The following is a 25,681-nucleotide window of genomic DNA, read 5'->3' on the forward strand; positions in this document are numbered from 1 at the left end:
TGCCTGAAAATTGCACGTCTCTATAGACAGTTCCCGGAGCATCCGGGTATTTTACATTTCCTGTGCAAAATACCCCAGCTCCCCCAAAACTTCTTTTGCTCTTTCGATCAGTGTATCATCATCTTCCGGAAGGATGATACTTTTGTCACTCAGTTCAACTTCCGCTTCAATGCCCGCGTCCATAAGACCTATCTTGATCCGGTCCACACAGTGGTCGCACAGCATCTCATCGGACTTTAAAACCTTCATCTGTTTCCTCCTTCATGATCACATCCTATAATGCTCTTATGCTGTCATCGCTCCCATTTGTCACAGAGAGCATTGATCTGATCCGCAAATCTGGCCAGATCCTTGTTGGCCCCGCCTTCACTTTTCCGTATGACAGACATCATGCGCTCACCTGCAGCCAGCAGCCTTGCAAATACAGCATTGGCTCTTCTCGTGCTCTTCCTGCTTTCCGGCACTTTTTTCGGCGCAACTCTGAGCTCCCACTCTCCTGCGGCCAAATCAAAAATATCTCCGCTGTACGGTGCTTCCGCCTTCCTGCCGCATTCACTTTCCAGGTATTGGGCAAAGCTGTCGCAGGTTTCATCCTCTCCGTGAACGATAAAAAATTTTTCAGGCTGGTCTTTAAAAGCCTCCGCCCAAACAGAGAGTCCTTTTTTGTCCGCATGGCCGCTCATTCCTTCCAGGCGCACCACATCGGCTTCTACTTTGATAGTCTCACCGAACAGCCGGACTTCTTTCGCACCTTCCACAAGAGCACGGCCCAATGTGCCGTAAGCCTGGTATCCGACAAACACAATGGTATTTTCAGGCTTCCACAGATTATGCTTTAAATGATGCCGTATCCTTCCCGCCTCACACATACCGGAAGCGGAGATGATCACCTTCCGGTCTTCATCAAAATTGATCGCCTTGGAATCATTGCTTGTGATGGATAATTTCAGATTGGAGAAAGTGATCGGATTGATGCCCTGATTGATCAGTGCCATGGCATCCTCATCAAATGTATCATGTATGTTTTCCTGAAAAACGTTGGTGGCCTCCACTGCAAGAGGACTGTCTACATACACGGCAAAATCTCCGTGGTCCTTCACCCTGCGCTCCTCTTTGATCTGGCGGATATAGTACAGAAGCTCCTGGGTCCTTCCAACCGCAAATGACGGGATAACTACATTTCCGCCCCTGTCAAACGTCTTCTGAATCAAACCTGCAAGTTCACCGACGTAATCGGGATGACTTTCATGAAAACGGTCTCCGTATGTGGATTCCATTACCACATAATCTGCACTCTCCGTATAATGGGGGTCTTTGATCAGAGGCTGGTTGTTATTCCCGATATCACCGGAGAAGACAAGCTTTTTCTGCGTGTCCGCCTCGGTGAGCCATACCTCAATGCTGGCGGAGCCGAGCAGATGTCCTATATCTGTAAAACGGACGCTGATGCCCCGGCTCAGTTCTAATTTCTCGTTATACTGACAGCCTATGAACTGCTCCATAACACTTACCGCGTCATCCATCGTATACAGAGGAGGCTCTTCCGCCTTCCCCGACCGTCTGGCCTTCCGGTTTTTCCACTCCGCCTCAAACTCCTGAATATGGGCGCTGTCACGGAGCATGATGTCACAGAGTTCTTTGGTAGCCTTTGTGGTAATGATACTGCCCCTGAAGCCATTGGCATATAAAAGCGGAAGCAGTCCCGAATGATCAATATGGGCGTGGGTCAGCAGCACAAAGTCAATTTCTGACGGATTCACCGGAAGTTCTGCATTCTCATAAACATTCTTTCCCTGCTCCATTCCATAGTCAACCAAAAAACGCTTCCCACACGCCTCCACGTAATAGCAGCTGCCCGTTACTTCATGGTCTGCTCCGATAAACATTAATTTCATAGTTATACCTCCTCGGTAATATATACGGCGTCCAATGGTATCAGTTCTCTCAGACACGGATGCCTCTCCAATACTTCCTCCCCGCCGTATCCAAATACTGCTTTTGAGAAATCACCGATCGACAGCTCTCCCACAGCTTTTTTGGATGAAGGGCGGATTTCTGTCCCGTCTTTTGAGGCGGAAAACAGGAAAGTTCCGTTATTCTTCCCGATCACAGGGTCCGTTACAGTAAGAATAAATTCTGTTTTTTTTCTGCTCTTCAGGCAGCGGCACAGCGCCTCAAGGGATGTAATTCTGAACATGATCTTCGGGACCTTTTTCCCCTGTTTCAGACAGCCCGCGGATATCTCGATTTTATTGTCCGGAAATGTTCTGCTGATCATCTCTAAAAATCTTTTCTCATCTGTACCGAATCCCAACCGTATATATACTGTATCTTTTTCTTTTCCGTATGCAAAAACTCCGGTTATCTCACCGTGCTCTCTGAACACCATCAAGTCTCCGTCCTGGCTTTTTGCTTCCCTTGCCGCCTGCTGTATATAATCCTGATCTATCACCGTATAAATATCATATGACCGGATCTGCCGGTTTAAGAACCGAAGTACTTCCTGCATATCATCTCCCCGGAACTGTTCCGGAGAACCTGTAACTGCGCCCGCTTCCCCTGTGATCTCTGTCTCTGCCCAGTCCATCACAAACACAAAGTCGAAAGGTTCATAGTAAGCCTTGTCGGCAGGTATCAGATATGTGAACGGCTCACCTCGCTCTGCCATATCATTGAGGACCCTGCAAAGCATTTTTCGCATGACGCCTTTTCTCCTCATTTCTTTCCTTGTGGCCACAGCCACGATATAATGTGCATCAAATTCTTTGTCTGAGATCTTCATGCGGTACGGATTCAGGTGGATCATTCCCTGCAGCCAGACGCCGTCCCATGCCATGAGCACCTGATTTTTAGGATAGATCACATCAAAATAATACTCCGCAAACTTTTCAGGGTCCTTAAAAATATCCTGATACATCTGAAAAATCAGATCCCTGTGGCTTTTGTCGTCATAAACAAGTTCCATCTATTCCCCTTTCCGGCATCCCTGGCATCCCTGACATCCGGTCTGTGCGCCCGGCCTCAATACGTCTTCATAGATATAATTATCTACTGCAGTCAGCATGCAGACCGCCTGGGCGCTGATCCCAAGTCCTTCACCGGTAAATCCCAGATGTTCTTCCGTGGTCGCCTTTACGTTGACCTGTTTTCTTCCGACTCCGAGTGTCTCTGCGATCTTCTCTGTCATATCTTCAATATAGGGCGCCAGCCTGGGTCTCTGTGCGATCACAGTGGCATCTACATTTTCAATCAGATAACACTCTTTCTCCACCAGTTCCCTGACCTTCTTTAACAGTTTCATGCTGTCCACACCTTTATATTTGGGGTCTGTATCCGGAAAATGCCGGCCGATGTCCCCCAGAGCCGCGGCTCCGAGCAATGCGTCACAGATGGCATGCAGAAGCACATCTGCATCTGAATGTCCTAACAGTCCTTTTTCGTATGGAACATGCACGCCTCCTAAAATCAAAGGACGGCCCTCTACTAACTTATGCACATCATATCCCATTCCAACTCTCATATCCCATACCTCGCTTTCATATTTTTCTGTCATCTATATAGAATATCTCATTTTCTTTATTATAATATAATTCCATGCAAGATACAAAAAAAAGACATGTTCTAAAAAAACATGCCTTTTCATAGCGATGAGCAGATTCGAACTGCTGACACTACGGGTATGAACCGTATGCTCTAGCCAACTGAGCTACATCGCCATATCCTTATGCGTTCCGCATAAAGAATGGGACCAATAGGGCTCGAACCTATGACCCTCTGCTTGTAAGGCAGATGCTCTCCCAGCTGAGCTATGATCCCTTGTCTCGCGACAAAAATTAGTATATAAAATAATGCGAAAAATGTCAACAATTTTTTAAATTTTTTTTAAAAAAGTTTCCAGATTCACGATTTCCTTGAAAAACAAAGCAGACAAATCCACCTCATCGCCTGAACCCTTTCACTCTTATTATTAAAGAAAAAATACAGCCTGACCGCGTCTGTCCGCGGTTCAGACCGTATTGCTTATTGCTCAGTTTAATCTTTTAAGAAATCAGACAGGGTAGGTCCCTGGCTCTTTTCCATCGGATGGGTCATCTCCCAGAAGGTCTGGCTGATCGCCTTCGTCTGCAGTTCATCCACAACCGTCTTCAAAGAATAATCTTTGATCACCTGTTCTTTTAATTCTACGGATACATGATCCCTGGAATCAATATCCAACAGAGTCACAAAGCTTTCTTCCGTCACAATGGTTCCCCTTTTTAATGGAACAACAACACTCTGGTGCTGCACCAGGACTGCTTTTAAGTCATTATAGCGGTGCTGTTTCTGCCGCTGTTCCTTTGTCTTTTCCGCATCTTCTCTTGACTTCTTGGCCTTCAGTGCAGCTTTCTCTTTCTTTCCGGGATTATAGATCTCCCAGAATGGCCCTCCTGCGGATGCAGATTTAGACTGCTCGATCACATCTTTTAAACGGTACTTGTATGTACTGCGCTGTCTGCTTCCCACGTCTGCAACCGTGACCTGGTCTTTGTCATCGATCGCCACCAGAGCTATAAAATGTCCTCCTTTGGTAAAATAGCCGGGTCCCATGAGACCGACTACCGGATGCTTCTTTTTAAGCGCATCCCTGATCTTCTTATAGTCCGTTCCGAGTCCATTGCAGCCCAGCTGATAATTTTTAGCCAGGGCCGGCACAACTTCATGAGCAGAACCTGCATTACTGTAATAACCATGCTCATATGCCCAGACAGTCGTGTCAAGCGGGGTTACCCACTTGCCGGTCAGCGAGGTAATACACACTGCCATGGCAGTAGGTCCGCAGCCGCTGCTCTTAATGCAGTAGCCATTCTGGTTCCAGGCGGAATCTCCCTGATTAAAATAGGTAAAACCTGCGATGGTTTCCTTCTTATCCTTCATGCTGAGACGCGTGTCATTGTAGATCTTGGGGATAATATTGGAAACTGTCTTTTCTTCCTTCAGATTCTTGTTCTTTTTCAGCTTTTTGACTTTGTTTTTCTGTTTGATCTTTTTTGTCTTTTTGTTAGAAGCCTTAGATGTCTGTTTCTTCTTTTTTGTCGTTTTCTGGTCCTTATGCGCCGTTGTCGTCTGCTGTTCCGTCGTCTCCTGCGGCTGTGCCGTGGTTGTGGCTTCTGTCTGTGCAGCCGTTGTCGATGTGCTTTCGGACGCTGTTGTCTGATCTGTTGCCGAGCTCTGTTCTGTTGTCTTTGCCGTTGCTGCCGCTTCCTGACCATATGCAAACGTGTTGCTGCCCACTACAAGGCAGCCGCATAGTACAGCAGAGCAGATGGATTTCATGTGCTTGTTCATTCTGTATTCACTCCTTAGCTCACTCATTTATTCTCCATCCCCCAAAATTTATTATAATCCTTCTCTCACAATTTCTCAATGATACTCCCCATATTTTTCTTACGGACCGTAATTTTTTCTTCAATCCGCTCAGACAGCTCCGGAACATGGGAAATAATGCCGATCATCCTGTTTTTTCCGGAGAGCTCCTGGAGACAGGAAACTGCCTGTTCTAAGGATTCACTGTCCAGGGAACCGAACCCCTCGTCTACAAACAAAACTTCGATCTCAATGCCTCCGGCGCTGTTCCTGACAATATCCGATAGTCCCAATGCCAGGCACAGTGCCGCCTTAAAGGACTCACCGCCCGAGAGGGTTTTTACAGACCTGCGCTTTCCGGTATAATAATCCATTACTTCTATTTCTAAATTATCTTTTTTTCTGGCATCTGTGACTGTCTCACTCCGAAACATCTCATACCGCCCTCCGGTCATTTTCAGAAACCTGATATTTGCGGCCTTTAAAATATCCCGGAAATAAGTAATGAGAATAAACTGTTCAAAGGTCAGACGAAGTGCATTATTTCCGCTCAAAAGCCGGTCCACATCTCCCACAATGCCGTAATTCTCTTCAAGCTTTTCTCTCTTTTTCTGCTTCTCTTTTAAAGAACAAAGTGCCCTCTGTCTCTGATGCACAAGCACAGCAAGCTGTTCTCTTTCCTCCTCTGTTTTTTTGATCTCTTCTTCCAGTTTCTCCAGATCACCTCTTGAAACCTTCCCGCGTTCAAGCTCAGCCTGCTGTTTCTGCTTTTCCTCAAAATCCGCACGGCGTTCCTCCAGGAGAGTCCGCGTCTTGGAAAGCGCCGTTTCCGACTCGATGCTCTCTGCCGTCAGCCGGTCTTTCCCGGATTCATATTCTTCCAGCTCTTTTGAAAGCATGAGATGCTCCTCCTGGAGTTCCTCCGCTTTGCCCCACGATTTCAGCTGTTCTCTGAACGCCCTCATCTGGCCTTCTGCCTTCATCAGCTGTTCTCTGATGTCCGCCAGACATTTTTCTTCCTCCTGTCTGGAAAGCTTTTCCGCTGAACAGGCTTCTTCTCGCGTGATCTCCTCATATTCAGGTTCTTCTCCGAGCTCTTCCTGTTTTCTTTTCCATTGTGTCTCTGCCGTATTCTTCTGTTCTTTCAATTCCAGCATTTTTTCATACCATTTACGGAAAAGTTCTTCTGCCTTTTCTGCCCGGTCTTTTTGTGCCTCCATCTGCTCCCTGTCCGGAGCTTTTGAAGGAACCCTGGCCGGCTTTGGATGCTCCATGGAACCGCAGACAGGACATGGTTTGCCTGCCCTTAAATCTTTTGCCAAAATGCCAATGCTGCCCGCATAAAAAGCGGACTGCATCTCCATATAGGTGCCCTGTTCTTCTTTCCTTAATGTATCTGCCCTCCGGTACTCGCATTCAGCCTGATCAAATTCATCTGAGAGACGCTTAAAAATCTCAGAAGAAGCCTTTGCCTCTCCCTCTGCTTCAAGCCATTCCTGGTAAACTGCCATCCTGGTCCTCTTGATCTGCCCGAACTCTTTCTGACTGGCTTTTTCATATTCTGTTTCCAGCTGTCCCAATCGTTCCAGCTGGTCTTTGATCTCCTTTAATGCGCCGAGACGCTCCTTTTTAAGATCCATCACATCCCTGAGGCTGTAAAGTTCTTGCTTCTTTTTCCGGATATTTTCACGCTTTTCTTTAAGCTTTACTAATTCCTCTTCCAGACTGCGGATCTGGGAAGCCAGAATTTCTGCCTCCTCAGATATTGTCTTCGACTGCTCAAAAATCTGTTTCTTTGAGTCAAACTCTTCTCTCTTATGCCTGCTGTTTATTAAAGCCTCGGCTGCCTGCTGTTTCTTTTCCTTGTAATCGGCCTTAAGATAAGCGATCACAGACGGGAAATCTTTGTTTTCCCTCATTTCTTCGTATGCCGGATCTTCTCCTGACAGTTTGGCCGCCTCTTCCATCTGATTTGTGATCTCACGTATTTCACCAAGCAGAGCTCTGGCTTTTTCACCTGCCAAAGCCTGGATTCTTTTATAGATCTGCGTATGAAAAATAGAGCGGAACACTTCTGCCCGGTCACTGGATTTTGCTATGAGCAGCCTTTGGAATTCCCCCTGTGCCAGCATGGAAATCTGGCGGAACTGGTCATAATCAATAGAGAGGAGGCGGGCTAACTCCTCGTTAACTTTGGACGTTCCCGCTTTTACAGTTCCATCAGGCAAAGTCAGCACAGCATCCTCTTTTTTTACCGTCATTCCCGAACCTTTTCTTTTGGCTCTCCTATATTTCGGATGGCGCTCTACCCGGTACTTCTCATTCCTGTGTGTAAATTCGAGGATCACATAGGTATCTTCCTTTTGTGAAGCGAAATCGCTCCTAAGATTTTCCTTCGTGCGGATGCTTCCGCTGACTTCTCCGTAGAGAGCATAGGTCAGCCCGTCAAATATTGTAGTTTTCCCGGAGCCGGTAGGCCCGGTGATCAAAAACAGTCCTCCCTGAAATTTTGAAAAATCAATCTGGTTTTTGCCCGCATATGGGCCCCATCCGCTGATCTCGAGAAATAATGGCTTCATGAGTCCAATCCTCCTTCTTCCAGAAGTTTTTTAAGAAATTCCATCCTCTTTTCTTCTGCCTCACCGCAGGTCAGCTTAAGAAACGATTCCCCGAGTTCCAGCGGTGTCTTTTCACGGACATCGGCATAAACCTCACCGCCACCGGATCTCTGTCTTTTTTCCAGGTTCAGTTCCATAATATTCGGATAAGAGGCACGGAGCTTTTCCATAGGATCTGCAAGTTCCTCATCATCTGTCAGCACAGCGCTGATATAGTCTTCACAGTCGGCGGCCTCAACCACCTGCGGATCGAGTAGGTCTCCAAGTTTTCCTTTGATCCGGCGCATATCATGTCTGGGCCTGAGCGGGTAGACTGTGAGTGTTATATTGCCTTTTTCTTTCAATTCAACCAGCGTCACAGATTTCTTGTGAAATTCTTCAGAAAAAGAGTATTTAAGTAGGGAACCGCTGTATCTCACGGTCTCCCTTCCCGCTTTTTGAGGGCCGTGGATATGCCCAAGTGCAGCATAGTCATAGTCTTCAAAAATGGTGTAAGAAATCTGTTCTGTCCCTCCCACACTCAGCAACAGTTCTGAATCAGACTGCCTGACAGGTTCCGTCCCTGTGACAAACTGATGGGTGACCAGCACATTCCGCTCTGTCCTGTCCACCGGATGACGGGCGAGGACGGAGCGCATGGCATCTTCATGTGTGCGGATCTCATCCTCAGGAAACAATGCTCTTGCCTCAGCCGGCTTAAAATACGGAAGCAGGTGCAGGCAGACCGGCCCGTATTCATCTTCCAGCCTGACAGCGGGGAATTCTTCTCTAAGCGTCCCTTCCATATAAATGTTCTGCTGTCCGAAAAGCTTCTGCCCAAACTCCAGCCTCTCGCCCGAATCGTGGTTTCCCGCCACTAAAAAAACAGGCACCATAAGCTTTGCCGTACCTGTCAGAAACCAGTCAAACAAGGTCACAGCCTCAGCCGGAGGAATACTCCGGTCATAAATATCTCCTGCCAAAAGGAGCCCGTCAACGGGCTCCTTCTCCATCAGTTCCAGTACCTGTGTAAGCACATGTCTCTGATCTTCTATGAAATTCATTCCATTTACTGTCTTGCCCAAATGCAGGTCAGCCATATGCAAAAGCTTCATGATCTTTCGTTCCCCTTTAGTTCAGCGCGAATCGCTCGATGGCATAGGCGACTCCGTCTTCCTCATTGGATTTTGTAACAAAGTCTGCTATATTTTTCAGTTCATCCATTCCATTCTCCATCACTACACCGAAGCCCGCTGCCTGAATCATAAATGTATCATTGGCTGCATCCCCGCACGCCATCGTTTCCTCGATCGGTATGGAAAGATGTTTTGCAAGCTGTGTGATCCCGTCTCCTTTGTCACATCCCATCTGAGTAATCTCTATATTATTAAACAGTGCGCTGGAAACGCTGGCAATCCCCAGATCACTCAGTTCCTTCATGACACGTTTTCTCTCTTCCAGATCACCAAAGAAGGCACTGATCTTTTCAATGCCGTCACTGTTTTCTTCCACATAGGCTTCCAGATCATTGATCTCCTGTCTGGTTCTTAAAATAAGGTCTTTCTGCTGGCTCTTAATATCAAAATCTTCTAAATGATGATAGAATTTCCCTTCCATATAGCCCTGGCCGTTCCTGTAAATATCTCTGGTACAATTATATTCAGTAAGTTTCCTGAGCAGAGTCAGAGCTGTCTCTTTCGGAATGTGGTTCTTGTATATAATTTTATCTTCCAAAGCGTCATAGATCGTCGCCCCATTGCAGCAGACGGCATATCGGACTCCCTCTAAATTCCTGATAAAATCTGGGATTGCTTTGTAAATCCGCCCTGTGGCCGGCACAATATGTACGCCTCTCCTCGCTGCTTCCTCAAGTACTTCCCTCGTATGTTCCGAAATCTGCTTCTGGTCATTCAGCAAAGTTCCGTCTAAATCCATGGTTACCAATTTAATCTGGCTCATAACTGTCCTCCCTAGGTAAAAAAGTAATGCTGTATCCGTATCTGCAGGCTCTCATTTCCCCTGTATACGTTAATATCCGGATAGTAGGTGCAAGTGATGTACTGCTTTCCCTCTCCCATCTTTTCACGGAATATATCTTCCTCTTCAAAGATCATGCCCGTCATTCTTGTTCCCCTGTTACTTAAAAGCGACAGCCGGATTACATTTCTATTATCGCCGAATACCTGGATTCTTTCAATGAAAAGTTTTCTGTGGGCAAACAAAGGCCTCTTATTTTCCTTTCCAAACGGCTCCAGCACCGCCATCTGGCGCACCAGTTCTGCAGAAATATAGTCAATCGGCATATCCACATCGATCGAAACCTTTTTTATGAAATCATCCTCTTTAAGATCACAGCAGCCATTGATCCGTCTGCGGAATTCCTCCACTTTCGACTCATCTGACAGAGAACACCCTGCAGCCATGGCGTGTCCCCCGAATCTGGTAAAGACATCCTTCACTTCATTCATGGCTTCAAACATGTGATAGTTCTCGATGGAACGCCCGGAACCTTTGATCCCCTCTCTTCCTTTGGTCAGTACAAAAACCGGCCTGTGCACCTTGTCTTTGACCCGCCCGGCAATGATTCCCGCGATGCTCTCATGGCAGTCCGGAAGATAGATCACGAGGACCTTGTCTTCCCCGTATCCATTTTGTTCTATCTGATCCAGCGCTTTTTTGACTCCCTCGTTGGTCATTCCCTTTCTCTGGTCATTGAGCTCTTTCAATTCCTGAGCTGTCTCTTCTGCGGCGGCCATATCCTTTTCCATGAACAGTCTTAAAACCTTTTCCGCCGATTCCAGTCTTCCGCTGGCGTTGATGCACGGGCCGATGACAAACCCTAAATGATAAGAATTGACAGATGCCTCTTCAAGATTGTGTACCCTTAAAAGCGCCCTCAGACCAGTATTTTCAGTAATACCGATTCGGTTCAGCCCTTCTCTCACAAAAATGCGGTTTTCCTCCGTGAGATCCACCACATCACATACTGTGGCGATGGCCAAAAAACAGAGCAGCGGTTCCAGGTTCTTATCCTCCCTGCCCTCCATTCGGTAAAGTGCTCTCATGAGCTGAAACGCCACCCCGGCCCCGCAGAGCTGTTTATAGGGGTATACGCACGATTCCTGTTTTGGATTCACGACCGCATCCGCCGGCGGCAGGATCTCCCTCTTTCTGCCTTCTTCCATTTGATACGGAACCTCATGATGGTCTGTGACAATGACTTCTATGCCCAGATCTTTTGCTTTTTTTACCGGATCAAAAGCGGCGATCCCATTGTCACAGGTAATGATCAGTCCGACACCGTCTTCTTTGGCATTCACAGCCATCTCCGAATTCATTCCGTAACCGTCCTGGATGCGGTCGGGAATGGTAAAGTCCACACTCCCTCCGAGATCACTGAGACTTTTCCACAATATATAATTAGATATCACCCCGTCCACATCATAGTCAGAGATGATCCTGATTTTTGTGCCCCCACGGATCGCATGATGGATCAGTCTGCATGCTTCCGTTGCATCCTTCATCATGAACGGATCTGAAATATCCGAAAGAGTCCCGGATAAGTACCTGCGTATCTCCTCCTCTCCCGTGATATCCCGGTTCCGGATCAGCCTGGCTATGACCGGATCGATGCCGAATTTCTCTCCGATCCGGATAAAATCTGCTTTCTTCTTGCTGATAAACCATTTTTCCATAAGTAACTTTTTGTCCCCTTCTCGTGATGTAAGAAAACTGCAATCAAACTTCTTGTCTGATCACAGCTTTCAAATGTTCTATCGGATTCCTTTTTTCTTTTTCTTCTTCTTTTTCTTAGGCTTTGGCGCAGCAATGGTCTCCTGCCCGTTTTCGGTCTCTGTTTTATGGTCAGTGACAGCAGCCTTCTGCTCTTTCTTAAACCCTGTCTTCATAAAGTACCAGAGCGGTCCCGTGATGCACACAGAGGAGAATGCCCCGCACACAACGCCGACCATCAGGGTCAAAGCGAACTGGCGGATGGATGACACTCCCATCAGGAACAGTACAAACACCATGATAAACGTAGTGAGCGACGTATTGATGGATCTGGTGAGTGTCTGGATGATACTCCTGTTTACAATGCCTTTCAGCTGTGTATTGTCCGCCTCCTGTATATTCTCCCGGATACGGTCAAATATGACGATGGTAGAGTTGATAGAGTATCCGATGATCGTAAGCATACATGCGATAAAGGTTCCCCCGACGGAGAGCCTTCCGATAGAGTATGCCGCAAAGACGATGAGCACGTCATTCAGCAGTGCGATGATGGCACTGGCTCCGAATTTCACATCTTTAAACCGGATGGCGATATAGATCAGCATACAGATACTTGCGATCACCACGGAAACGATTGCATCCCTCTGCATCTCATTGCTGATAGTAGAGCTTATATTTTCAGTGGCAACGGATTTTGCCTTAAAATCTTTCTTCATGGTATTCTCGATCTGCTTCCTCTGACTAAGGTTCAATTCCACAGACTTGATTACCATCTGATTATTTGCTTTTACTTTCTGTCCCTGGACCGAAGTGGATTTGCTGACTTTTTCGTAGGCAGATACTACCTTCTTCTCAAGGCTGTCGTCTACTTTTACACTCTTATCAAATGTAATCGTAGAAGATGTCCCTCCGGAAAATTCCAAATCAAAATTAAGCGGCGTCCCAATCTTTGATTTATTGACCGGCAGGAATGCCAGACCTACAACGATCACAAGCAGCGCTGCCGCCATGCACCGTCTGCTGACTCCGATGAAATCCCGTTCTTTTAAAGCTCTCGCTTTTCCATAGAGTTTAGGGCTCCTCAGACCGAATTTGTATGCGGCGGTAACCAAAAACCTGCTGATGACCAGGGCTGTAAACATGGAAATCAGGACACTCATACCGAGTGTCTGCGCAAATCCCTTGACCGTTCCGGTCCCCTTAAACCAGAGGACTGCCACGGCGATCAGCGTGGTCACATTTCCGTCGATAATGGCTGAGGCAGCCTTGTGAAATCCCGACTTAATGGCAGTTCCCACATTTTTGCCAAGCGACACTTCTTCCTTGATTCTGGAATAAATGATGACATTGGCATCCACCGCCATACCGATACCGAGTATGATACCGGCCAGACCCGGAAGGGTCAGCGTCACATTGAATCCATTCAGCGCCAGCAGCGTCATGAGCACATAGATGGCCAGCGCAAAACATGCGATCACTCCCGGAAGGTAATACAGGGCGATCATCAGTATACAGACTAATGCAAATCCAATGGCACCGGCTTTGACACTTGTCTGGACGGCATCCACTCCTAATTTGGCGGAAACCACATTGGAGCGCAGTTCCTTTAATTTTACAGGGAGCGATCCGATCCGGATGGAAGATGCCAGATTCTCGGCGGCTTCAAAGCTTTCCATTCCTGTTATGCTGCATTCTCCCTTAGTTATGACAGTCTGCACGTTCGGCGCACTGATGATCTGATTGTCATATATGATATAGATCGGTTTTCCGACATTCTTCTTTGTGGCATCTGCAAATGCCTTGGTTCCTTTCTTGTCGAACTCCAGGGCTACGACATAGTCTTTTGCCCCATTGTCTCCCTCGGTTGTCTGTGCTTTTGCGGATTTGACGTTATTTCCGGTCAGAACTGTCTTCATGGACTTGCCGTCCTGGACCATAAATGCCAGAGTTCCCGGCTGTCCCAGTTCATCAAGGATCTTATTGGCATCTGTCACACCCGGGATCTCGATGTTGATCCTGTTTTTACCCTGACGGTAGACTTCGGATTCTGTACTGTATCCTTCCACACGCTTCTGCAGCTTATATACCGTATCGTCAATGTTTTTATCAGATACATTTTTGCCGTCCACTTCATAGGTAATGCTGACTCCTCCGGCCAGATCCAGACCCAGTTCGATGTTTTTTGCACGGCCTATCTTGTTTTTCCCAAGCCCCTTTGCGGTGATAAAAACTCCAAACACACACAACGCGGCCAGCAGGATAATCCCGACAGCGTATCTTCCCTTCTTATTTTTGTTTGTCTTCATAAGTTTTCTGCTCCTTTATTCTTCACTCTGATCAGCCAATGCAGCCTTTATCATCAGTGCACACTCCACTCGCTTTCTCTCCAGCTTACAGCCCACTTCATAGGTACCGTTGATCGTACCGTTCAGTTTATGAGAGTTAGCACTGCATCCCCCGCTGCAGTAAAATCTGGCGAAACACTCCCTGCAGTCTTCTTTCGAGTAAACACTGGTCTTCTTAAACTCAGAGACAATATCACGGCGTGTGACTCCGTCAAACACATTTCCCACACAGAACTCATCTTCCCCCACAAACTGATGACACGGATACAGATCTCCCCACGGTGTCACCGCGAGATATTCGGTTCCCGATCCGCATCCTGAAAGGCGTTTTGCCACACAGGGTCCTCCGGTAAGGTCGATCATGAAGTGGAAGAATGTAAAGCCCTTTCCCTCTTTTTCCCGCCGGATGATTTCTTTTGCCAGAAGGTCATATTCTTCCATGATTTTTGGAAGATCGGCTTCTTTAATCGTGTACCGCTCCTCTTCGGGTCCTACCACAGGTTCCACGGAAATCTGGTCAAAACCTTCGTCTGCAAGGTGCAGCACGTCTTTTGAAAAGTCCAGGTTGTCATGGGTGAAAGTACCTCTCACATAATAACTTTTTCCGTTTCGCATCTCTGCAAACTTTTTAAATTTATCAATGATCAGATCGTAGCTGCCTTTACCGTTTCTGGTAGGCCTCATCTTGTCATGAACCTCTTTCCGCCCGTCAATGCTCAGGACCACGTTGGCCATCTCACGGTTTGCAAACTCCATCACATCGTCATCCAGAAGGACGCCGTTGGTCGTCAGAGTAAAACGGAACTTTTTATTGTGTTTCTCCTCCAGAGACCTGCCGTAAGCCACCAGCTGTTTTACAACTTCAAAGTTCATCAGCGGCTCCCCGCCGAAGAAATCCACTTCCAGGTTTCTCCTGCTGCCTGAGTTTTCAACGAGGAAATTCAACGCCTGTTTTCCTACCTCCAAACTCATCATCGAACGGTCCCCGTGATATTCCCCTTCTTCAGCAAAACAGTATCTGCACGCCAAGTTACAGTCATGGGCAATGTGCAGGCAGAGTGCTTTGACCACGGTGGGGCGCCTTTTGAACTCCGTTATGTAATCCTCATACTCGTCCCTTGTAAAGAGTACCCCTTCGCTCTCCAGACGCCTGATTTCCTCATAGACTTCCTCGATCTCCCCGGCATCGTATCCGGAAAGTTCTTTTTGTATTTCTTTCAAAGTGTGGGTGCCGTAAAGCCCAACAACGTCATAGCTCAGATCATCCACGACGTGGACTGATCCGCTCTCCACATCCAGCACCATATTATATCCGTTATTTTTGTATTGATAAACCACGCTGCTTCTTCTCCTTTATCTGTCCTTAACGAAAAGAGACGGTTCAAAAAGGAACCGCCTCTCATTCTTCTGCTCTTTCCCACCGTAGGTTATTTGCTGTGTTCGCAGCTCTGGTTTCCTACGGTGCAGGATGTCTTGCATGCTGACTGACAGGATGTCTGGCACTCACCGCATCCGCCTTTCTTTACTGTGTTCTGCAATGTTTTATTCGTTAGAGTCTTAATGTGCTTCATGCCAAGTTCCTCCTTCAATATGAATCTCTCTTATTCCCTTTTTAACTTGCCCATTATATCATATTCATTTCGGAATTACAATAAGTTCTTCAGTTCATCGTAGAGGTGATCCGGGACCTTTAAATTGCCCCGTCCCGTCCCGATCTCAATGTCCGGTTTATTGCTCCCATGAAAGTCCGAGCCTCCTGTGGCCAGCATCCCATATTTCCTGCACCATTGCCTGAGCTTCACGATCTGTCCGTGATGATGGGAAGAATGGTAGACCTCTATTCCCCCCAGGCCGTAAGAGATCAGCTCCCTGATCAGTTCCTCAAGATCCGCGTTGGAAAGATGATACTGAAACGGATGCGCCAGGACCGCAGTGCCTCCTGCATCTTTGATCAGCCTGACCGCATCCCCGGGCGCAAAATAAGGCTTTGGAATATAGTATTTGCATCCATCACCCACATATTTCTTAAATGCCTGATCTTTACTGGCACAATATCCTTCCTCGATCAGCACTCTTGCAAAATGTGCCCTGGTGATCACCGTCTCTTCGTTGCCGTGCAGAAGTTTTTCGAGCGTCATCGGTATCCCGTCCTCACGGAACTTTTCAATCATGGAGAGATTTCTCTGCCTTCTACCTCTCCGCAGCCCCTCCAGTGTTTCGAGGAGTTTCTGATCACAGATATCAATATTATAACCCAGTATGTGGATCTCGTGTTTTTCCGCCTCACATGAAAGCTCGATCCCCGGTATAAAATGAATATCTGTAAGTTCTCCCGAATAAAGGATTGGCGGAATTCCTCCGACTGTATCGTGATCGGTGAGTGCGAACGCATAAAGTCCCTTTTGTTTGGCTGCACGCAGCACCTCTGTCGGCTTCAGTGTTCCGTCCGAAGCATCCGAATGCAAATGTAAGTCAATCATCGTCTGTCCTTTCTCTCTATGTGTCATAGAATGACCCCCTCCTGCATAAAATCTTACTAAAAGGAGGCATCCCATGGAAAATAAAAATATCGGTATTTCAATCTTAAAAAGCTTAATCTTTTCCTACATATTGACAGGAATTATTCTATGTATTCTGGCTTTTATTATGTATCAGACCGAAGTCAGCACAAAAGTGGCAAACCTTGGTGTAACCTTTACCTATGTGGCTGCGTCTGTATTTGCAGGGTTTATCATCGGCAAAAGAATGGGAAAGAGAAAATTCCTCTGGGGCCTGGCCGTAGGCCTTCTGTACTTTGCCGTACTCTTTCTGATCTCCCTTCTCCTGGATCAGAACCAGGCACTGATGAGCGGAGAGCGCATCACCGCAATGCTTCTGTGCGCAGCCGGAGGAACCCTGGGCGGGGCCCTGGCATAATCTTTTGCCGCCGGCAGCGGGCTCTAAGCCCCTGCCGGTATCTTCCATACTTCCTCCGCAATTCTCTTCATATTCCTGATCTTCTCCCACTGCTGTTCCTCTGTCAAAAATCTCTGTTGTTTTTCTGAGGCAAATCCGCACTGCGGGCTTAAGCAAAGCTGTGTCAGCGGAACATAGGACGATGCTTCCATAATTTTCTTTTGAATTACTTCATCCTTTTCCATCACAGGAGACCTGGTAGAAATCAATCCAAGCGCAACTTTCTGATTCTTTATGTATCTGAGCGACCTGAAATCTCCGGCCTGCGCACTGTCATTATATTCCAGAAAAAAGCCGTCCACAAGACAATTACCGAATAACTGCTCTGCCACTGCCTCATAGCTTCCTGATATCATACAGGCAGAATGGAACTTTCCCCGGCAGATATGAAGGGTCACCGCCATATCCTCCGGTTTCACTTTCAGCACCTGGTTGATCAGCCAGACATAATGCTCTGACAGGTTCTCTGTGTCAATCCCCCTGTTCCGATAAACCTCCCTCCGTTCCCCGGAACAAAATTCTCCCCAGGAGACATCATCAAACTGAAGGTATCTGCATCCTGCATTGTAAAAAGCCCTCAGCGCTATTTGATAACTCTTGACGATATCTTCAAACAAAACTTTTTCATTCCTGTAAAGCGGAATCGACTGGTATGACTCAGAGTGTACACAGCAGATTAAATGGAACATAGCCGGTGACGGAATCGTCATCTTAGTCGCCGTATTCCCGGCAATCGACTTTAGAAACCGAAAATGGTTTAAAAACGGATGATTGCCGAAGCTGATCCTGCTGCAGACTGCAAGCGTCTCCGGCTCTGTCTCTTCTTCCCTGAAAATGTCCGGTCTCCGTTTATATTTCTTTCTCTCGATTCCGTTCAAATACCAAAGAAAATCCAGATGCCACCATCTTCTGTGCAGTTCTCCGTCGGTAACTGCCTTAAGTCCTGCTTCTTTCTGCTTCCTGACCAGTTCCCTGACCGCCTGATTTTCAACTCTCTTTAATTTTACTGCACTCATATCACCCTGTTTATACTGTCTTTTGGCAACTTTCAATGTCTCTGTTCGCAAAAAACTGCCAACGATATCATAATAGTAGGGAAACGATGTCCTGTCCATGATCACTCCTCCTGGATGCTTCTGATAACCAACTTCTTTTGACTCACTCCTTCTTAAAGCGCCCTCTTGGGTACAGAAAAGACGGCGCAAAAAAGCGCCGTCCCTGCATATTAATCTTCTTTTGTTCCCTGATTCGGTTTCTCAACCTGAGAAATGGCAGCACGTTCCATAGGAATACGGCAATGTTTGTCATTTCCGAATTCTACAACGATCGTTTTGTCATCTACGACATCCACGATCACACCATAGAAACCGCTGATGGTAAGTACACTGTCCCCAACTTCCAGAGAAGCCGCTAATTCCTTCATCTGCTGGTCTTTTTTCTTCTGCGGACGGATCAGTAAGAAATACATACCTCCGAACACAATAATAAGCCACAGAATCATACTAAATTGTGATTGCATTTGTTCTTTTTCCTCCATTTAAAATAATAATATATCAAATTCAATTTCTTGAATCCTGATCACTTATTTTCCATACCAGAAAGCTTTCTCTCCTTGTACTCTCTGTATCGCCCCTGTTCAATGGCCTCCCGAATCTCTTCCATCATTGTATTATAAAAATATAAGTTATGCAAGACACACAGTCTCATACCCAGCATTTCTTTTGCCTTGAGCAGATGTCTGATATAAGCCCTGCTGAAGCTTCTGCACGCCGGACACTGGCATCCTTCTTCTATAGGCCTGTGATCCAGCTCATATTTTTTATTGAACAGGTTCATCTTGCCGTGGTTGGTATAGACATGTCCATGCCTGCCGTTTCTTGTCGGGTAAACGCAGTCAAAAAAGTCTACTCCCCGGTCTACCGCTTCCAAAATATTGGCGGGAGTGCCCACTCCCATCAGATAAGTAGGTTTTGCTTCTGGAAGATACGGGACGGTTTCATCCAGAATACGGTACATCTCCGCGTGGGATTCCCCTACCGCCAGGCCTCCCAGGGCATAGCCGTCAAGGTCAAGCCTGGAAATCTCTTTTGCATGAGAGATACGGATGTCTTCATAGGTTCCGCCCTGATTGATTCCAAACAGCATCTGATGCGGATTCACCGTATCCGGCAGACGGTTCAGACGATCCAGCTCTTTTTTACAGCGGTGCAGCCATCTGGTCGTGCGGTCCACAGAATCCTGCATGTATTTTCTCTCCGCTGGATGGGGCGGACACTCGTCGAAGGCCATAGCGATAGTAGATCCCAGATTAGACTGGATCTGCATACTCTCCTCGGGTCCCATAAAAATCTTCCGTCCATCGATATGGGAAGAAAAAGAAACACCTTCCTCCTTTATCTTACGCAGCTTGGCCAGGGAAAAGACCTGAAATCCCCCTGAATCTGTAAGGATCGGGCGGTCCCAGTTCATAAACTTATGAAGGCCCCCGAATTCCTTGATCAGCCGATCCCCCGGTCTTACATGGAGATGATAGGTATTGGAAAGTTCCACCTGTGTTCTGATCTCTTTTAAATCATCTGTGCTCACTGCCCCCTTGATCGCAGCCACTGTCCCCACATTCATAAAAACCGGGGTCTCTATCGTCCCATGAACGGTCGTAAACCGTCCTCTTTTTGCTCTTCCGTCTTTTTTTATTAACTGATACATATATTCACCATTGTCCGTATATTTTTTTTACAGAGTCCATGCTGGCACTCAGATTCATAAGCAGCCCGTCTGCAATCGTGACCGCTGCCATGGATTCGACCACTACCACAGCTCTTGGAACAATCATCGGATCATGTCTTCCCCCGATGGAAAGGTCGATATCTGCTCCGTTTTTTCCTGCCGTAGGCTGGACCTTTGCGATAGACGGAGTCGGCTTGACTGCCGCCCGGAACACGACCGGGCTGCCGTCACTGATTCCTCCCAGCACTCCTCCTGAGTGATTTGACTTTTTTACAATTCTGCCTTCCCGATACTCATAAGCGTCATTATTCTGGGATCCGCTGGATGAGGCCGCCGCAAAGCCGTCACCGATCTCAAATCCCTTTACGGCACCGATCGAAAGCACTGCTTTGGCCAGATTGGCATCCAGCTTTTCAAACACCGGATCACCGATCCCGGGCTTTAACCCTTGAACGGTACACTCGATAATACCGCCCATAGAATCCTGTTCTCTCATCATGTGGTCCGCATATTCCTGCACTTTCAATGCTGCTTCTCTGTCGGGCATATAAAACGGGTTCCGGAAGATCTCTTCTATATCAAATCGTTTCTCGTCTGCCGTGATGCCGCCGATCTCTTTTGCGTATGCCGTTACCGTAATGCCAAGTTCCTTTAAAAGCTTGACAGCCACTGCCCCGGCAGCCACACGCCCGATGGTCTCTCTTCCGGAAGACCTTCCTCCGCCTCTGTAATCCCTGATTCCATATTTGGCATCATAAGTATAATCCGCATGCCCGGGCCGGTAAACATCTTTGATCTGACTGTAGTCTCTGGATTTCTGGTTCTTGTTATAGACAGCCATGGAAATGGGAGTTCCGGTAGTTTTTCCTTCGAAAACTCCGGACAGGATCTCTGCCTGATCGTCCTCTTTCCGGGGCGTCGTATATTTTGACTGTCCCGGTTTTCTGCGGTTTAAGTACTGCTGAATATCTTCCTTTGAAATAGAAAGTCCGGCCGGGCATCCATCTACGACGACTCCAAGCCCCTCTCCATGGGTCTCTCCCCACGTTGTAATTTTGAATAATGTGCCAATGCTTGAACCTGCCATCTTTTGATTCCTCTCTGAATTATAACTTAAGATTTGCCAGTAAGTCTCCGAGGCTGGTCTGTGCCTTTTCCTCTTCCTTATATTCAATTCCGGTCTCAACTTTTTCCGCCTCTCTGGATTCCTCCAGTACCTTCATGCTGAGACTGATCTTGTTGTCGGCGATTTTTAAAACCTTTACTTTGACCTTTTGTCCTTCTTCTACCATTTCTTTCGGGCTTTTAATTCTTTTTTCGCTGAACTGTGATATATGGATCAAGCCGCTAAGTCCATCGCCAAGATCCACAAACGCTCCGTACGGCATGATATTTTCTACAGTACCTTCCAGCACCATGCCCGGACGCATCATGGCCATCTTGTGGTTAAGCTCCTCCTGAGCCTTTGCCTTTTCCACTTCTTTGGCTGAGAGTACAAGTTTATTCCTGCTCTCATCTACGTTAATGATCTTGGCTTCCACTTCTTTTTTGAGCCATGTGTTCAGGTCTTCCACATAATTTAAGGAAAGCTGGGAAGCCGGGATAAACCCGCGGATTCCTTCTACGTAAACGATCACACCTCCGTTGACGACTCCGCCCACAGTGAGACTGAGAACTGCTTCTTCATCCATCAGTTTCTGAAGGCGGTCCCAGGCGAGAACCTGATTGGCCTCTCTCTTGGACAACAGGATATTTCCCTCTCCGTCATCCACGGAAATTACTTTTGCTTTTAGCCTGTCGCCTTCACGGAGTGCTTCTGTCAATGTGATATTCGGATCATCGCTGTATTCAGAAGCTTTCAGAATACCCTGAGCATAATATTTTAAATCGATAACTGCCTCTTCGTCGCTGACGCTCAATACATCCCCCTCAACTATATCTCCCTCATCCATCTTACGGAAGGATGCTTCCAATTCATTCTCATACTGTTCCATTGTTTCTTTCATTTCTTCTGCCATTTTTAAATCTCCTTTCACGAAACCTCTGCATTAAGCCTCATTATAACACAGAATAAAGAAGATTTTAACTTGTTTCTTATGATTTTCGGCTTCGGAAAAAGAAAAACATGAGATAAAGTGCCGTAAGGAAATAGATCCCGGAAATCAGAAACCCGAATGGACGTTTTGAATGTTTTCTCTGTTTCGTACTGATTTTAAACTCCACCGTTCTGCCGGACTTAAGCCCCGACCTTCCCACGGCCTCAGCCTTTAGCCTGTGATTTCCGTCTGTGCCGCACCGGATCACCGTCTGTCCGTCTGAAAACTTTATCTTCCTGCCGTCCATCCATAAACCCGTTATCCGGTCCTGATCATCCTGAACTTTTACCTGGATTTGCTTTTTCTCCCGATAAGTGATTCCGTGTCTGACCCCGGATATGAGGATCACAGGAGGTTCCGCATCATAGTGAAGATTCAATGGCTTTTTCAGTGTACTGACATGGCCGGTTATATCTTTCATCTTCACTTTTATCTGGTTTGACCCATTCTTTAAATACTTATTGCTTATATAGACATAATCTCCCTTTCTCTCATAGGGTACGGTCCGGCCATTCACAACAAATTCTGTCACATAAGAAGGCACTACATTTTTCATCCGAAATCCGAATGATCCCTGATCCTTCATTGAACTGCTTTGGTGTACGGTATTCCCGTCCGGTATGATCTGTGTTCCCTTACAGCTGACAGTAAAAAAAACTTTTTCTGATGCCGTATTTCCGGCACTGTCTCTGGCCCGGGCTTCGGCACAATAGTATCCGTCTTCTGACAGCATCGGGTACGCCGCTTTCCTGTTTTCTCCTGGCTTTACGTTCTCTCTCTTTAACAATTTACCGTTTAAGTATAAAGAAACCTCCGTAGGAGTATCGTCCATACAGCTCACCTTGGCCTCTGGCGCAAAATTATAGATTCCAAGAGAACTGATCCCCGTGATTTTAAGCTGTGGTTTTGTTTTATCTATGAAAAAATGCCCGGCAGAAGCTTCGACAAAGTTTCCGGCCTGATCTTGACACGACACTGAAAGCTTCTGCTCCCCTTCCTTTAAAAAATATACATCCGCTTTCAGTACTCCTCCTTTAGCTGTCTGATTCTTAACTTTCCCCGTAGTCTGCCACCGTATGCTCTCTGCATCCAGATAGGAATCTTTTATGGTCACTTTGAGTTTGCAGCCGTCCTTCTCATATTGATTCACTGATTTCCCTTCCATGCTGATCCGGGGCTTGCTGCCGTCTATATAAATGTTCTTTTTCCATGCTTTCTTTGAGATATTTCCTGCCTCATCCTTCTGAACCACTCGGATCTGGTATTTCCCTTCTCCAGAAAGTAAAAAGCTGTTCTCTTCAAAAGTTTTTTCCCTCGCCGTATCCAGATTCTTTGCTGTGATAAAGGTTCTCAGTTTGGGACCTTTGTTCTTCTTTTCCTCTGCACAGATCCTCACTTCTTTTTTGTGCCACTCTCCGTCTGCGGAGCCGGCGCAGTTTACTTTTGGTTTTCCGGGCTGTTTATTCCAGAACTTCACAAAGATATCGGCAGTCGCACTCCGGTTCCCTGCTTTGGAAACCGCGCGCACTTTGTATCTGTGTATCCCGTTTGTCTTAACTGTAATACTGTCTCCCTCAGCTTCTTTCCACTCTCCCTGTTCTGATTCCAGGTATTCAAAGCCGGATCGTCCTGAAAAAGAGCTTCCCTGAGACAAATTTATATGCACAGGGCGGTTTGTCCATGTGCCCTGCATATAGGAACCCGTATCCGCCTCCGGCTCCTCCGGTTTTGTTGTTTCCAGACAAAATTCCTGAAGCATACTGGATTCACCATCATATTCCACACTGACTCTGTACCAGCCCTCCCTCCGAAAGATAACCCTGCCTTCTTTGTCTGACAGCCAAGTTATATTTCCTGCATCCCACTTTTCTTTTCCATCGCTCCCTTCTGCGCGGCAGATTACTTTATTCCTGTCTGCTCCTTCCTTCAGCAGAGTAATTTTAAGTTCCCGCTCCTTTGCTGCATAAGTTTCCTGCTCTCCATCCGCATACTCCGCCCTCAAAGAAGGCTCCTCTTTCTCACCGCCAAAAACCGTGCATCCCGCCGCAGCAAACACGATCATAAAAACTCCTGCTATCTTTTTTCGATTCAGCATCTAATTATTTTCCTCCCCCAAAACAGCTCCGAGTTTATGAAGTTCCGTATCCCCTCCTGCACCGAGGCCCTTTGCCCTGCGGTACATATTCTGTGCCATATCCCTCTTTCCTGCTTCCGCCAAATAAAAACCATATGCTATATATCCCTCAGGCCATCCCGAATACTGTCTGATGACTGCCCGGTACACTTCCTCTGCACTCTTTTTTCTCCCATACCCGGCGAACAGTCTGGCCTTTTTCAGCTGCATCTCTGCCTTTTCCTTTTCCTGCTCCAGCATCTCTGTGTACCGGTCTGCGGCCTCTATCCATGCCTCAAGGCCGCAGCTGTCTATCATGCGCTCATAATATGCCGCTTTTTCGCGCAGTGCAGTCCTCCTTTCATCACTGTTCTCAGACAATTTTTCCATGAGATCTGCCAGTTCCTCCTGCTTTTTTTCAACATCCCCGAACTTCTTCAGCTCCTGCTCTTTTTGTCGGCAGATCTGAAATAAAAGATATGTCTGCCGGAAATCTTCTGTCTTTTTCCCGCACCGGTCCAGAATTTCCCACAGCCTGTCTCCCTGATAGCTCTTTCCTGATAAAATCCCCGCAAGTTCTGTATAATCTTTTTTGGTGTCTGAGGGATGCTCCTGCATCGCCAGATACCGGTATGCCAAAACCGGGTCCGGCGGGAATCCTCCCTTTCCCTCTTTTCCCTGGAGATATAAAAGACCCATTCTGAATAAAAGTTTGTCCTTCCCCACAGCGTCAAAATCTTTAGACTCCACATACTCTGCCAGAACTGTAAGGCCTTCTCTTTCTCTCCCGGCAGACTGATAATATCTCAGCAGTCGCTCATATGCCGCTGCCTGACCCGGACCCCGATCGATCGCCAGCTCATAATACCGAACTGCTTTCATCGAAAATCTGCTCCCCGCCTTTGACCGTTCTTCCTCGGCTTTAGCTAACAGCACAGCATATGCAGACTGCTCTTTTTTGTATGCAGACTTCCAGCAAACGCCTGCCGCAAAAATCAAAGAAACTGCTGCCCCAGCCCGGACAGCGGCGCGCTTTCTTAAAGCTCTCTTAAGCCCGCGTCTCACTTCTGATACTGTCAGATAACGGTCTTCCTTATCCGTTTGTATACACTTTTTCAATACTCTCGCAAATCCCCTGGAAAACCCATAGTTTTTATTATCTTCCCATGGTTTTTTACCAGGGTGATGCCCTGTGGCCATGTGATATAAGGTCATGCCAAAACTGTAAATATCACTCTGTTCATCTGCACATCCGAGTCCGTCCATCTGCTCCGGTGCAGCATATCCGCAGGTCCCCAGCTTTTGATTCCCATCCTTCCCCAGAATTGCCGTGCCATAGTCGATCAGAAAGAGCCTTCCTCTCTTCGTGATTATCAGATTGGACGGTTTAATATCGCAGTGGATCACCGGCGGAGATCTCCTATGAAGATAGTCTAAAATATCCAGCAGCTGTATGCCCCATACAGCTGTCCGGCGTTCGGGGATCTTCTCATGAATCCTGATATACTCTTTCACTGAGATGCCCGGAATATATTCCATAAAAAGATCTAAGTGTCCGTCTTCCGATCTCCGTCCAAGATACTCCGGTATCCCCGGATGACATAATGACTCCAGTATCCGTGCCTCCCTGATACCTTCCAAGAGCTGCCTTTCAAACCTTTTGACCGCTGTATGCCTTGATTTTTCTTCGTCCCAGGCTAAATAGATCTCTCCCTGTCCTCCCCTGCCTAACCGCTTTAAAAGTATACAGTTTCCTGTACAGTCTCTGTCCAT

Annotated in this window: 21 protein-coding genes and 2 tRNA genes; 1 reads left to right on the forward strand and 22 read right to left on the reverse strand. The window is 46.9% G+C overall.

The genetic code is table 11. The annotated features are described in order from the left end of the window. Window positions 1–51: 51 nt before the first annotated feature. From QGT46_RS00760 to QGT46_RS00830, 15 genes are all read right to left on the reverse strand, one after another. A complete protein-coding gene (locus QGT46_RS00760; protein ID WP_148458930.1) occupies window positions 52–249 on the reverse strand; it encodes a heavy-metal-associated domain-containing protein in 198 nt (65 codons plus the stop codon). Window positions 250–293: 44 nt separating this feature from the next. After that, window positions 294–1,895: an MBL fold metallo-hydrolase RNA specificity domain-containing protein gene (locus tag QGT46_RS00765; RefSeq protein ID WP_301589113.1), complete on the reverse strand. Its 1,602-nt coding sequence runs from the start codon at window positions 1,893–1,895 to the stop codon at window positions 294–296. A 2-nt stretch (window positions 1,896–1,897) separates the two neighbouring features. Beyond that, window positions 1,898–2,965 (reverse strand): GNAT family N-acetyltransferase, encoded by a 1,068-nt coding sequence (locus QGT46_RS00770; protein ID WP_024728303.1) that lies wholly within the window; start codon window positions 2,963–2,965, stop codon window positions 1,898–1,900. Continuing rightward, entirely contained in the window at window positions 2,966–3,520 is a 555-nt protein-coding gene (gene ispF / locus QGT46_RS00775) for a 2-C-methyl-D-erythritol 2,4-cyclodiphosphate synthase (RefSeq protein WP_024728304.1), read from the reverse strand. A 122-nt stretch (window positions 3,521–3,642) separates the two neighbouring features. After that, window positions 3,643–3,716: transfer RNA gene (locus tag QGT46_RS00780), tRNA-Met, on the reverse strand. Window positions 3,717–3,743: 27 nt separating this feature from the next. Next, a tRNA-Val gene (locus tag QGT46_RS00785) sits at window positions 3,744–3,816 on the reverse strand. 216 nt (window positions 3,817–4,032) lie between these two features. After that, window positions 4,033–5,325 carry a C39 family peptidase gene (locus tag QGT46_RS00790; protein ID WP_287517575.1) on the reverse strand — a complete coding sequence of 431 codons (1,293 nt, stop codon included), beginning with the start codon at window positions 5,323–5,325 and terminating at the stop codon, window positions 4,033–4,035. Between the two features lie 65 nt (window positions 5,326–5,390). Next, window positions 5,391–7,922 (reverse strand): AAA family ATPase, encoded by a 2,532-nt coding sequence (locus tag QGT46_RS00795; protein ID WP_148458932.1) that lies wholly within the window; start codon window positions 7,920–7,922, stop codon window positions 5,391–5,393. Next, window positions 7,919–9,055: an exonuclease SbcCD subunit D gene (locus tag QGT46_RS00800; protein WP_148458933.1), complete on the reverse strand. Its 1,137-nt coding sequence runs from the start codon at window positions 9,053–9,055 to the stop codon at window positions 7,919–7,921. The genes QGT46_RS00795 and QGT46_RS00800 overlap by 4 nt, the downstream gene beginning before the upstream one ends. A gap of 16 nt (window positions 9,056–9,071) precedes the next feature. Then, window positions 9,072–9,899 (reverse strand): Cof-type HAD-IIB family hydrolase, encoded by an 828-nt coding sequence (locus QGT46_RS00805; RefSeq protein ID WP_024728308.1) that lies wholly within the window; start codon window positions 9,897–9,899, stop codon window positions 9,072–9,074. A gap of 11 nt (window positions 9,900–9,910) precedes the next feature. After that, complete coding sequence (gene recJ / locus QGT46_RS00810; protein ID WP_148458934.1) at window positions 9,911–11,635, reverse strand: single-stranded-DNA-specific exonuclease RecJ; 1,725 nt, start codon at window positions 11,633–11,635, stop codon at window positions 9,911–9,913. A gap of 78 nt (window positions 11,636–11,713) precedes the next feature. Next, window positions 11,714–13,978 (reverse strand): protein translocase subunit SecD, encoded by a 2,265-nt coding sequence (gene secD, locus QGT46_RS00815; RefSeq protein ID WP_148458935.1) that lies wholly within the window; start codon window positions 13,976–13,978, stop codon window positions 11,714–11,716. 15 nt (window positions 13,979–13,993) lie between these two features. Then, window positions 13,994–15,355 (reverse strand): thioether cross-link-forming SCIFF peptide maturase, encoded by a 1,362-nt coding sequence (scfB, locus tag QGT46_RS00820; protein WP_148458936.1) that lies wholly within the window; start codon window positions 15,353–15,355, stop codon window positions 13,994–13,996. 89 nt (window positions 15,356–15,444) lie between these two features. Beyond that, window positions 15,445–15,588, reverse strand: coding sequence for a six-cysteine ranthipeptide SCIFF (gene scfA / locus QGT46_RS00825; protein WP_006566408.1), 144 nt, complete (start codon window positions 15,586–15,588; stop codon window positions 15,445–15,447). Between the two features lie 75 nt (window positions 15,589–15,663). Further along, window positions 15,664–16,524: a PHP domain-containing protein gene (locus QGT46_RS00830; RefSeq protein ID WP_301589126.1), complete on the reverse strand. Its 861-nt coding sequence runs from the start codon at window positions 16,522–16,524 to the stop codon at window positions 15,664–15,666. A 46-nt stretch (window positions 16,525–16,570) separates the two neighbouring features. Here QGT46_RS00830 and QGT46_RS00835 point away from each other — a divergent pair, with 46 nt between their 5' ends. After that, window positions 16,571–16,933, forward strand: a complete 363-nt coding sequence (locus tag QGT46_RS00835; protein WP_006566410.1) for a TIGR04086 family membrane protein — start codon at window positions 16,571–16,573, stop codon at window positions 16,931–16,933. A 23-nt stretch (window positions 16,934–16,956) separates the two neighbouring features. Here the strand turns inward: QGT46_RS00835 and QGT46_RS00840 are convergent, their stop codons facing one another. The 7 genes from QGT46_RS00840 to QGT46_RS00870 all read right to left on the reverse strand — a co-directional run bounded on the left by QGT46_RS00840 (window position 16,957) and on the right by QGT46_RS00870 (window position 25,681). After that, window positions 16,957–18,087 carry a 5-methyltetrahydropteroyltriglutamate--homocysteine S-methyltransferase gene (locus QGT46_RS00840; RefSeq protein ID WP_148458937.1) on the reverse strand — a complete coding sequence of 377 codons (1,131 nt, stop codon included), beginning with the start codon at window positions 18,085–18,087 and terminating at the stop codon, window positions 16,957–16,959. A gap of 110 nt (window positions 18,088–18,197) precedes the next feature. Then, window positions 18,198–18,491, reverse strand: a complete 294-nt coding sequence (gene yajC, locus QGT46_RS00845; RefSeq protein ID WP_024728314.1) for a preprotein translocase subunit YajC — start codon at window positions 18,489–18,491, stop codon at window positions 18,198–18,200. A gap of 59 nt (window positions 18,492–18,550) precedes the next feature. Further along, window positions 18,551–19,678, reverse strand: a complete 1,128-nt coding sequence (tgt, locus tag QGT46_RS00850; RefSeq protein ID WP_024728315.1) for a tRNA guanosine(34) transglycosylase Tgt — start codon at window positions 19,676–19,678, stop codon at window positions 18,551–18,553. A 4-nt stretch (window positions 19,679–19,682) separates the two neighbouring features. Next, entirely contained in the window at window positions 19,683–20,786 is a 1,104-nt protein-coding gene (gene aroC / locus QGT46_RS00855) for a chorismate synthase (RefSeq protein WP_148458938.1), read from the reverse strand. A gap of 19 nt (window positions 20,787–20,805) precedes the next feature. Then, window positions 20,806–21,717 (reverse strand): S1 RNA-binding domain-containing protein, encoded by a 912-nt coding sequence (locus QGT46_RS00860; protein ID WP_243167368.1) that lies wholly within the window; start codon window positions 21,715–21,717, stop codon window positions 20,806–20,808. Window positions 21,718–21,793: 76 nt separating this feature from the next. Further along, entirely contained in the window at window positions 21,794–23,890 is a 2,097-nt protein-coding gene (locus QGT46_RS00865; protein WP_148458939.1) for a hypothetical protein, read from the reverse strand. After that, window positions 23,891–25,681 carry a protein kinase domain-containing protein gene (locus tag QGT46_RS00870; RefSeq protein ID WP_148458940.1) on the reverse strand — a complete coding sequence of 597 codons (1,791 nt, stop codon included), beginning with the start codon at window positions 25,679–25,681 and terminating at the stop codon, window positions 23,891–23,893.

The sequence above is a fragment of the Anaerostipes faecis genome, assembly GCF_910574135.1.
Lineage (GTDB): Bacteria > Bacillota > Clostridia > Lachnospirales > Lachnospiraceae > Anaerostipes > Anaerostipes hominis.

What these genes read in the sequence shown, in the direction of transcription:
- QGT46_RS00760 (WP_148458930.1), bottom strand. Translation starts at nt 249, where the DNA reads ATGAAGGTTTTAAAGTCCGATGAGATGCTGTGCGACCACTGTGTGGAC.
- QGT46_RS00765 (WP_301589113.1), bottom strand. Translation starts at nt 1,895, where the DNA reads ATGAAATTAATGTTTATCGGAGCAGACCATGAAGTAACGGGCAGCTGC.
- QGT46_RS00770 (WP_024728303.1), bottom strand. Translation starts at nt 2,965, where the DNA reads ATGGAACTTGTTTATGACGACAAAAGCCACAGGGATCTGATTTTTCAG.
- ispF (WP_024728304.1), bottom strand. Translation starts at nt 3,520, where the DNA reads ATGAGAGTTGGAATGGGATATGATGTGCATAAGTTAGTAGAGGGCCGT.
- QGT46_RS00790 (WP_287517575.1), bottom strand. Translation starts at nt 5,325, where the DNA reads ATGAACAAGCACATGAAATCCATCTGCTCTGCTGTACTATGCGGCTGC.
- QGT46_RS00795 (WP_148458932.1), bottom strand. Translation starts at nt 7,922, where the DNA reads ATGAAGCCATTATTTCTCGAGATCAGCGGATGGGGCCCATATGCGGGC.
- QGT46_RS00800 (WP_148458933.1), bottom strand. Translation starts at nt 9,055, where the DNA reads ATGAAGCTTTTGCATATGGCTGACCTGCATTTGGGCAAGACAGTAAAT.
- QGT46_RS00805 (WP_024728308.1), bottom strand. Translation starts at nt 9,899, where the DNA reads ATGAGCCAGATTAAATTGGTAACCATGGATTTAGACGGAACTTTGCTG.
- recJ (WP_148458934.1), bottom strand. Translation starts at nt 11,635, where the DNA reads ATGGAAAAATGGTTTATCAGCAAGAAGAAAGCAGATTTTATCCGGATC.
- secD (WP_148458935.1), bottom strand. Translation starts at nt 13,978, where the DNA reads ATGAAGACAAACAAAAATAAGAAGGGAAGATACGCTGTCGGGATTATC.
- scfA (WP_006566408.1), bottom strand. Translation starts at nt 15,588, where the DNA reads ATGAAGCACATTAAGACTCTAACGAATAAAACATTGCAGAACACAGTA.
- QGT46_RS00830 (WP_301589126.1), bottom strand. Translation starts at nt 16,524, where the DNA reads ATGACACATAGAGAGAAAGGACAGACGATGATTGACTTACATTTGCAT.
- QGT46_RS00835 (WP_006566410.1), top strand. Translation starts at nt 16,571, where the DNA reads ATGGAAAATAAAAATATCGGTATTTCAATCTTAAAAAGCTTAATCTTT.
- QGT46_RS00840 (WP_148458937.1), bottom strand. Translation starts at nt 18,087, where the DNA reads ATGGACAGGACATCGTTTCCCTACTATTATGATATCGTTGGCAGTTTT.
- yajC (WP_024728314.1), bottom strand. Translation starts at nt 18,491, where the DNA reads ATGCAATCACAATTTAGTATGATTCTGTGGCTTATTATTGTGTTCGGA.
- tgt (WP_024728315.1), bottom strand. Translation starts at nt 19,678, where the DNA reads ATGTATCAGTTAATAAAAAAAGACGGAAGAGCAAAAAGAGGACGGTTT.
- aroC (WP_148458938.1), bottom strand. Translation starts at nt 20,786, where the DNA reads ATGGCAGGTTCAAGCATTGGCACATTATTCAAAATTACAACGTGGGGA.
- QGT46_RS00860 (WP_243167368.1), bottom strand. Translation starts at nt 21,717, where the DNA reads ATGGCAGAAGAAATGAAAGAAACAATGGAACAGTATGAGAATGAATTG.
- QGT46_RS00865 (WP_148458939.1), bottom strand. Translation starts at nt 23,890, where the DNA reads ATGCTGAATCGAAAAAAGATAGCAGGAGTTTTTATGATCGTGTTTGCT.
- QGT46_RS00870 (WP_148458940.1), bottom strand. Translation starts at nt 25,681, where the DNA reads ATGGACAGAGACTGTACAGGAAACTGTATACTTTTAAAGCGGTTAGGC.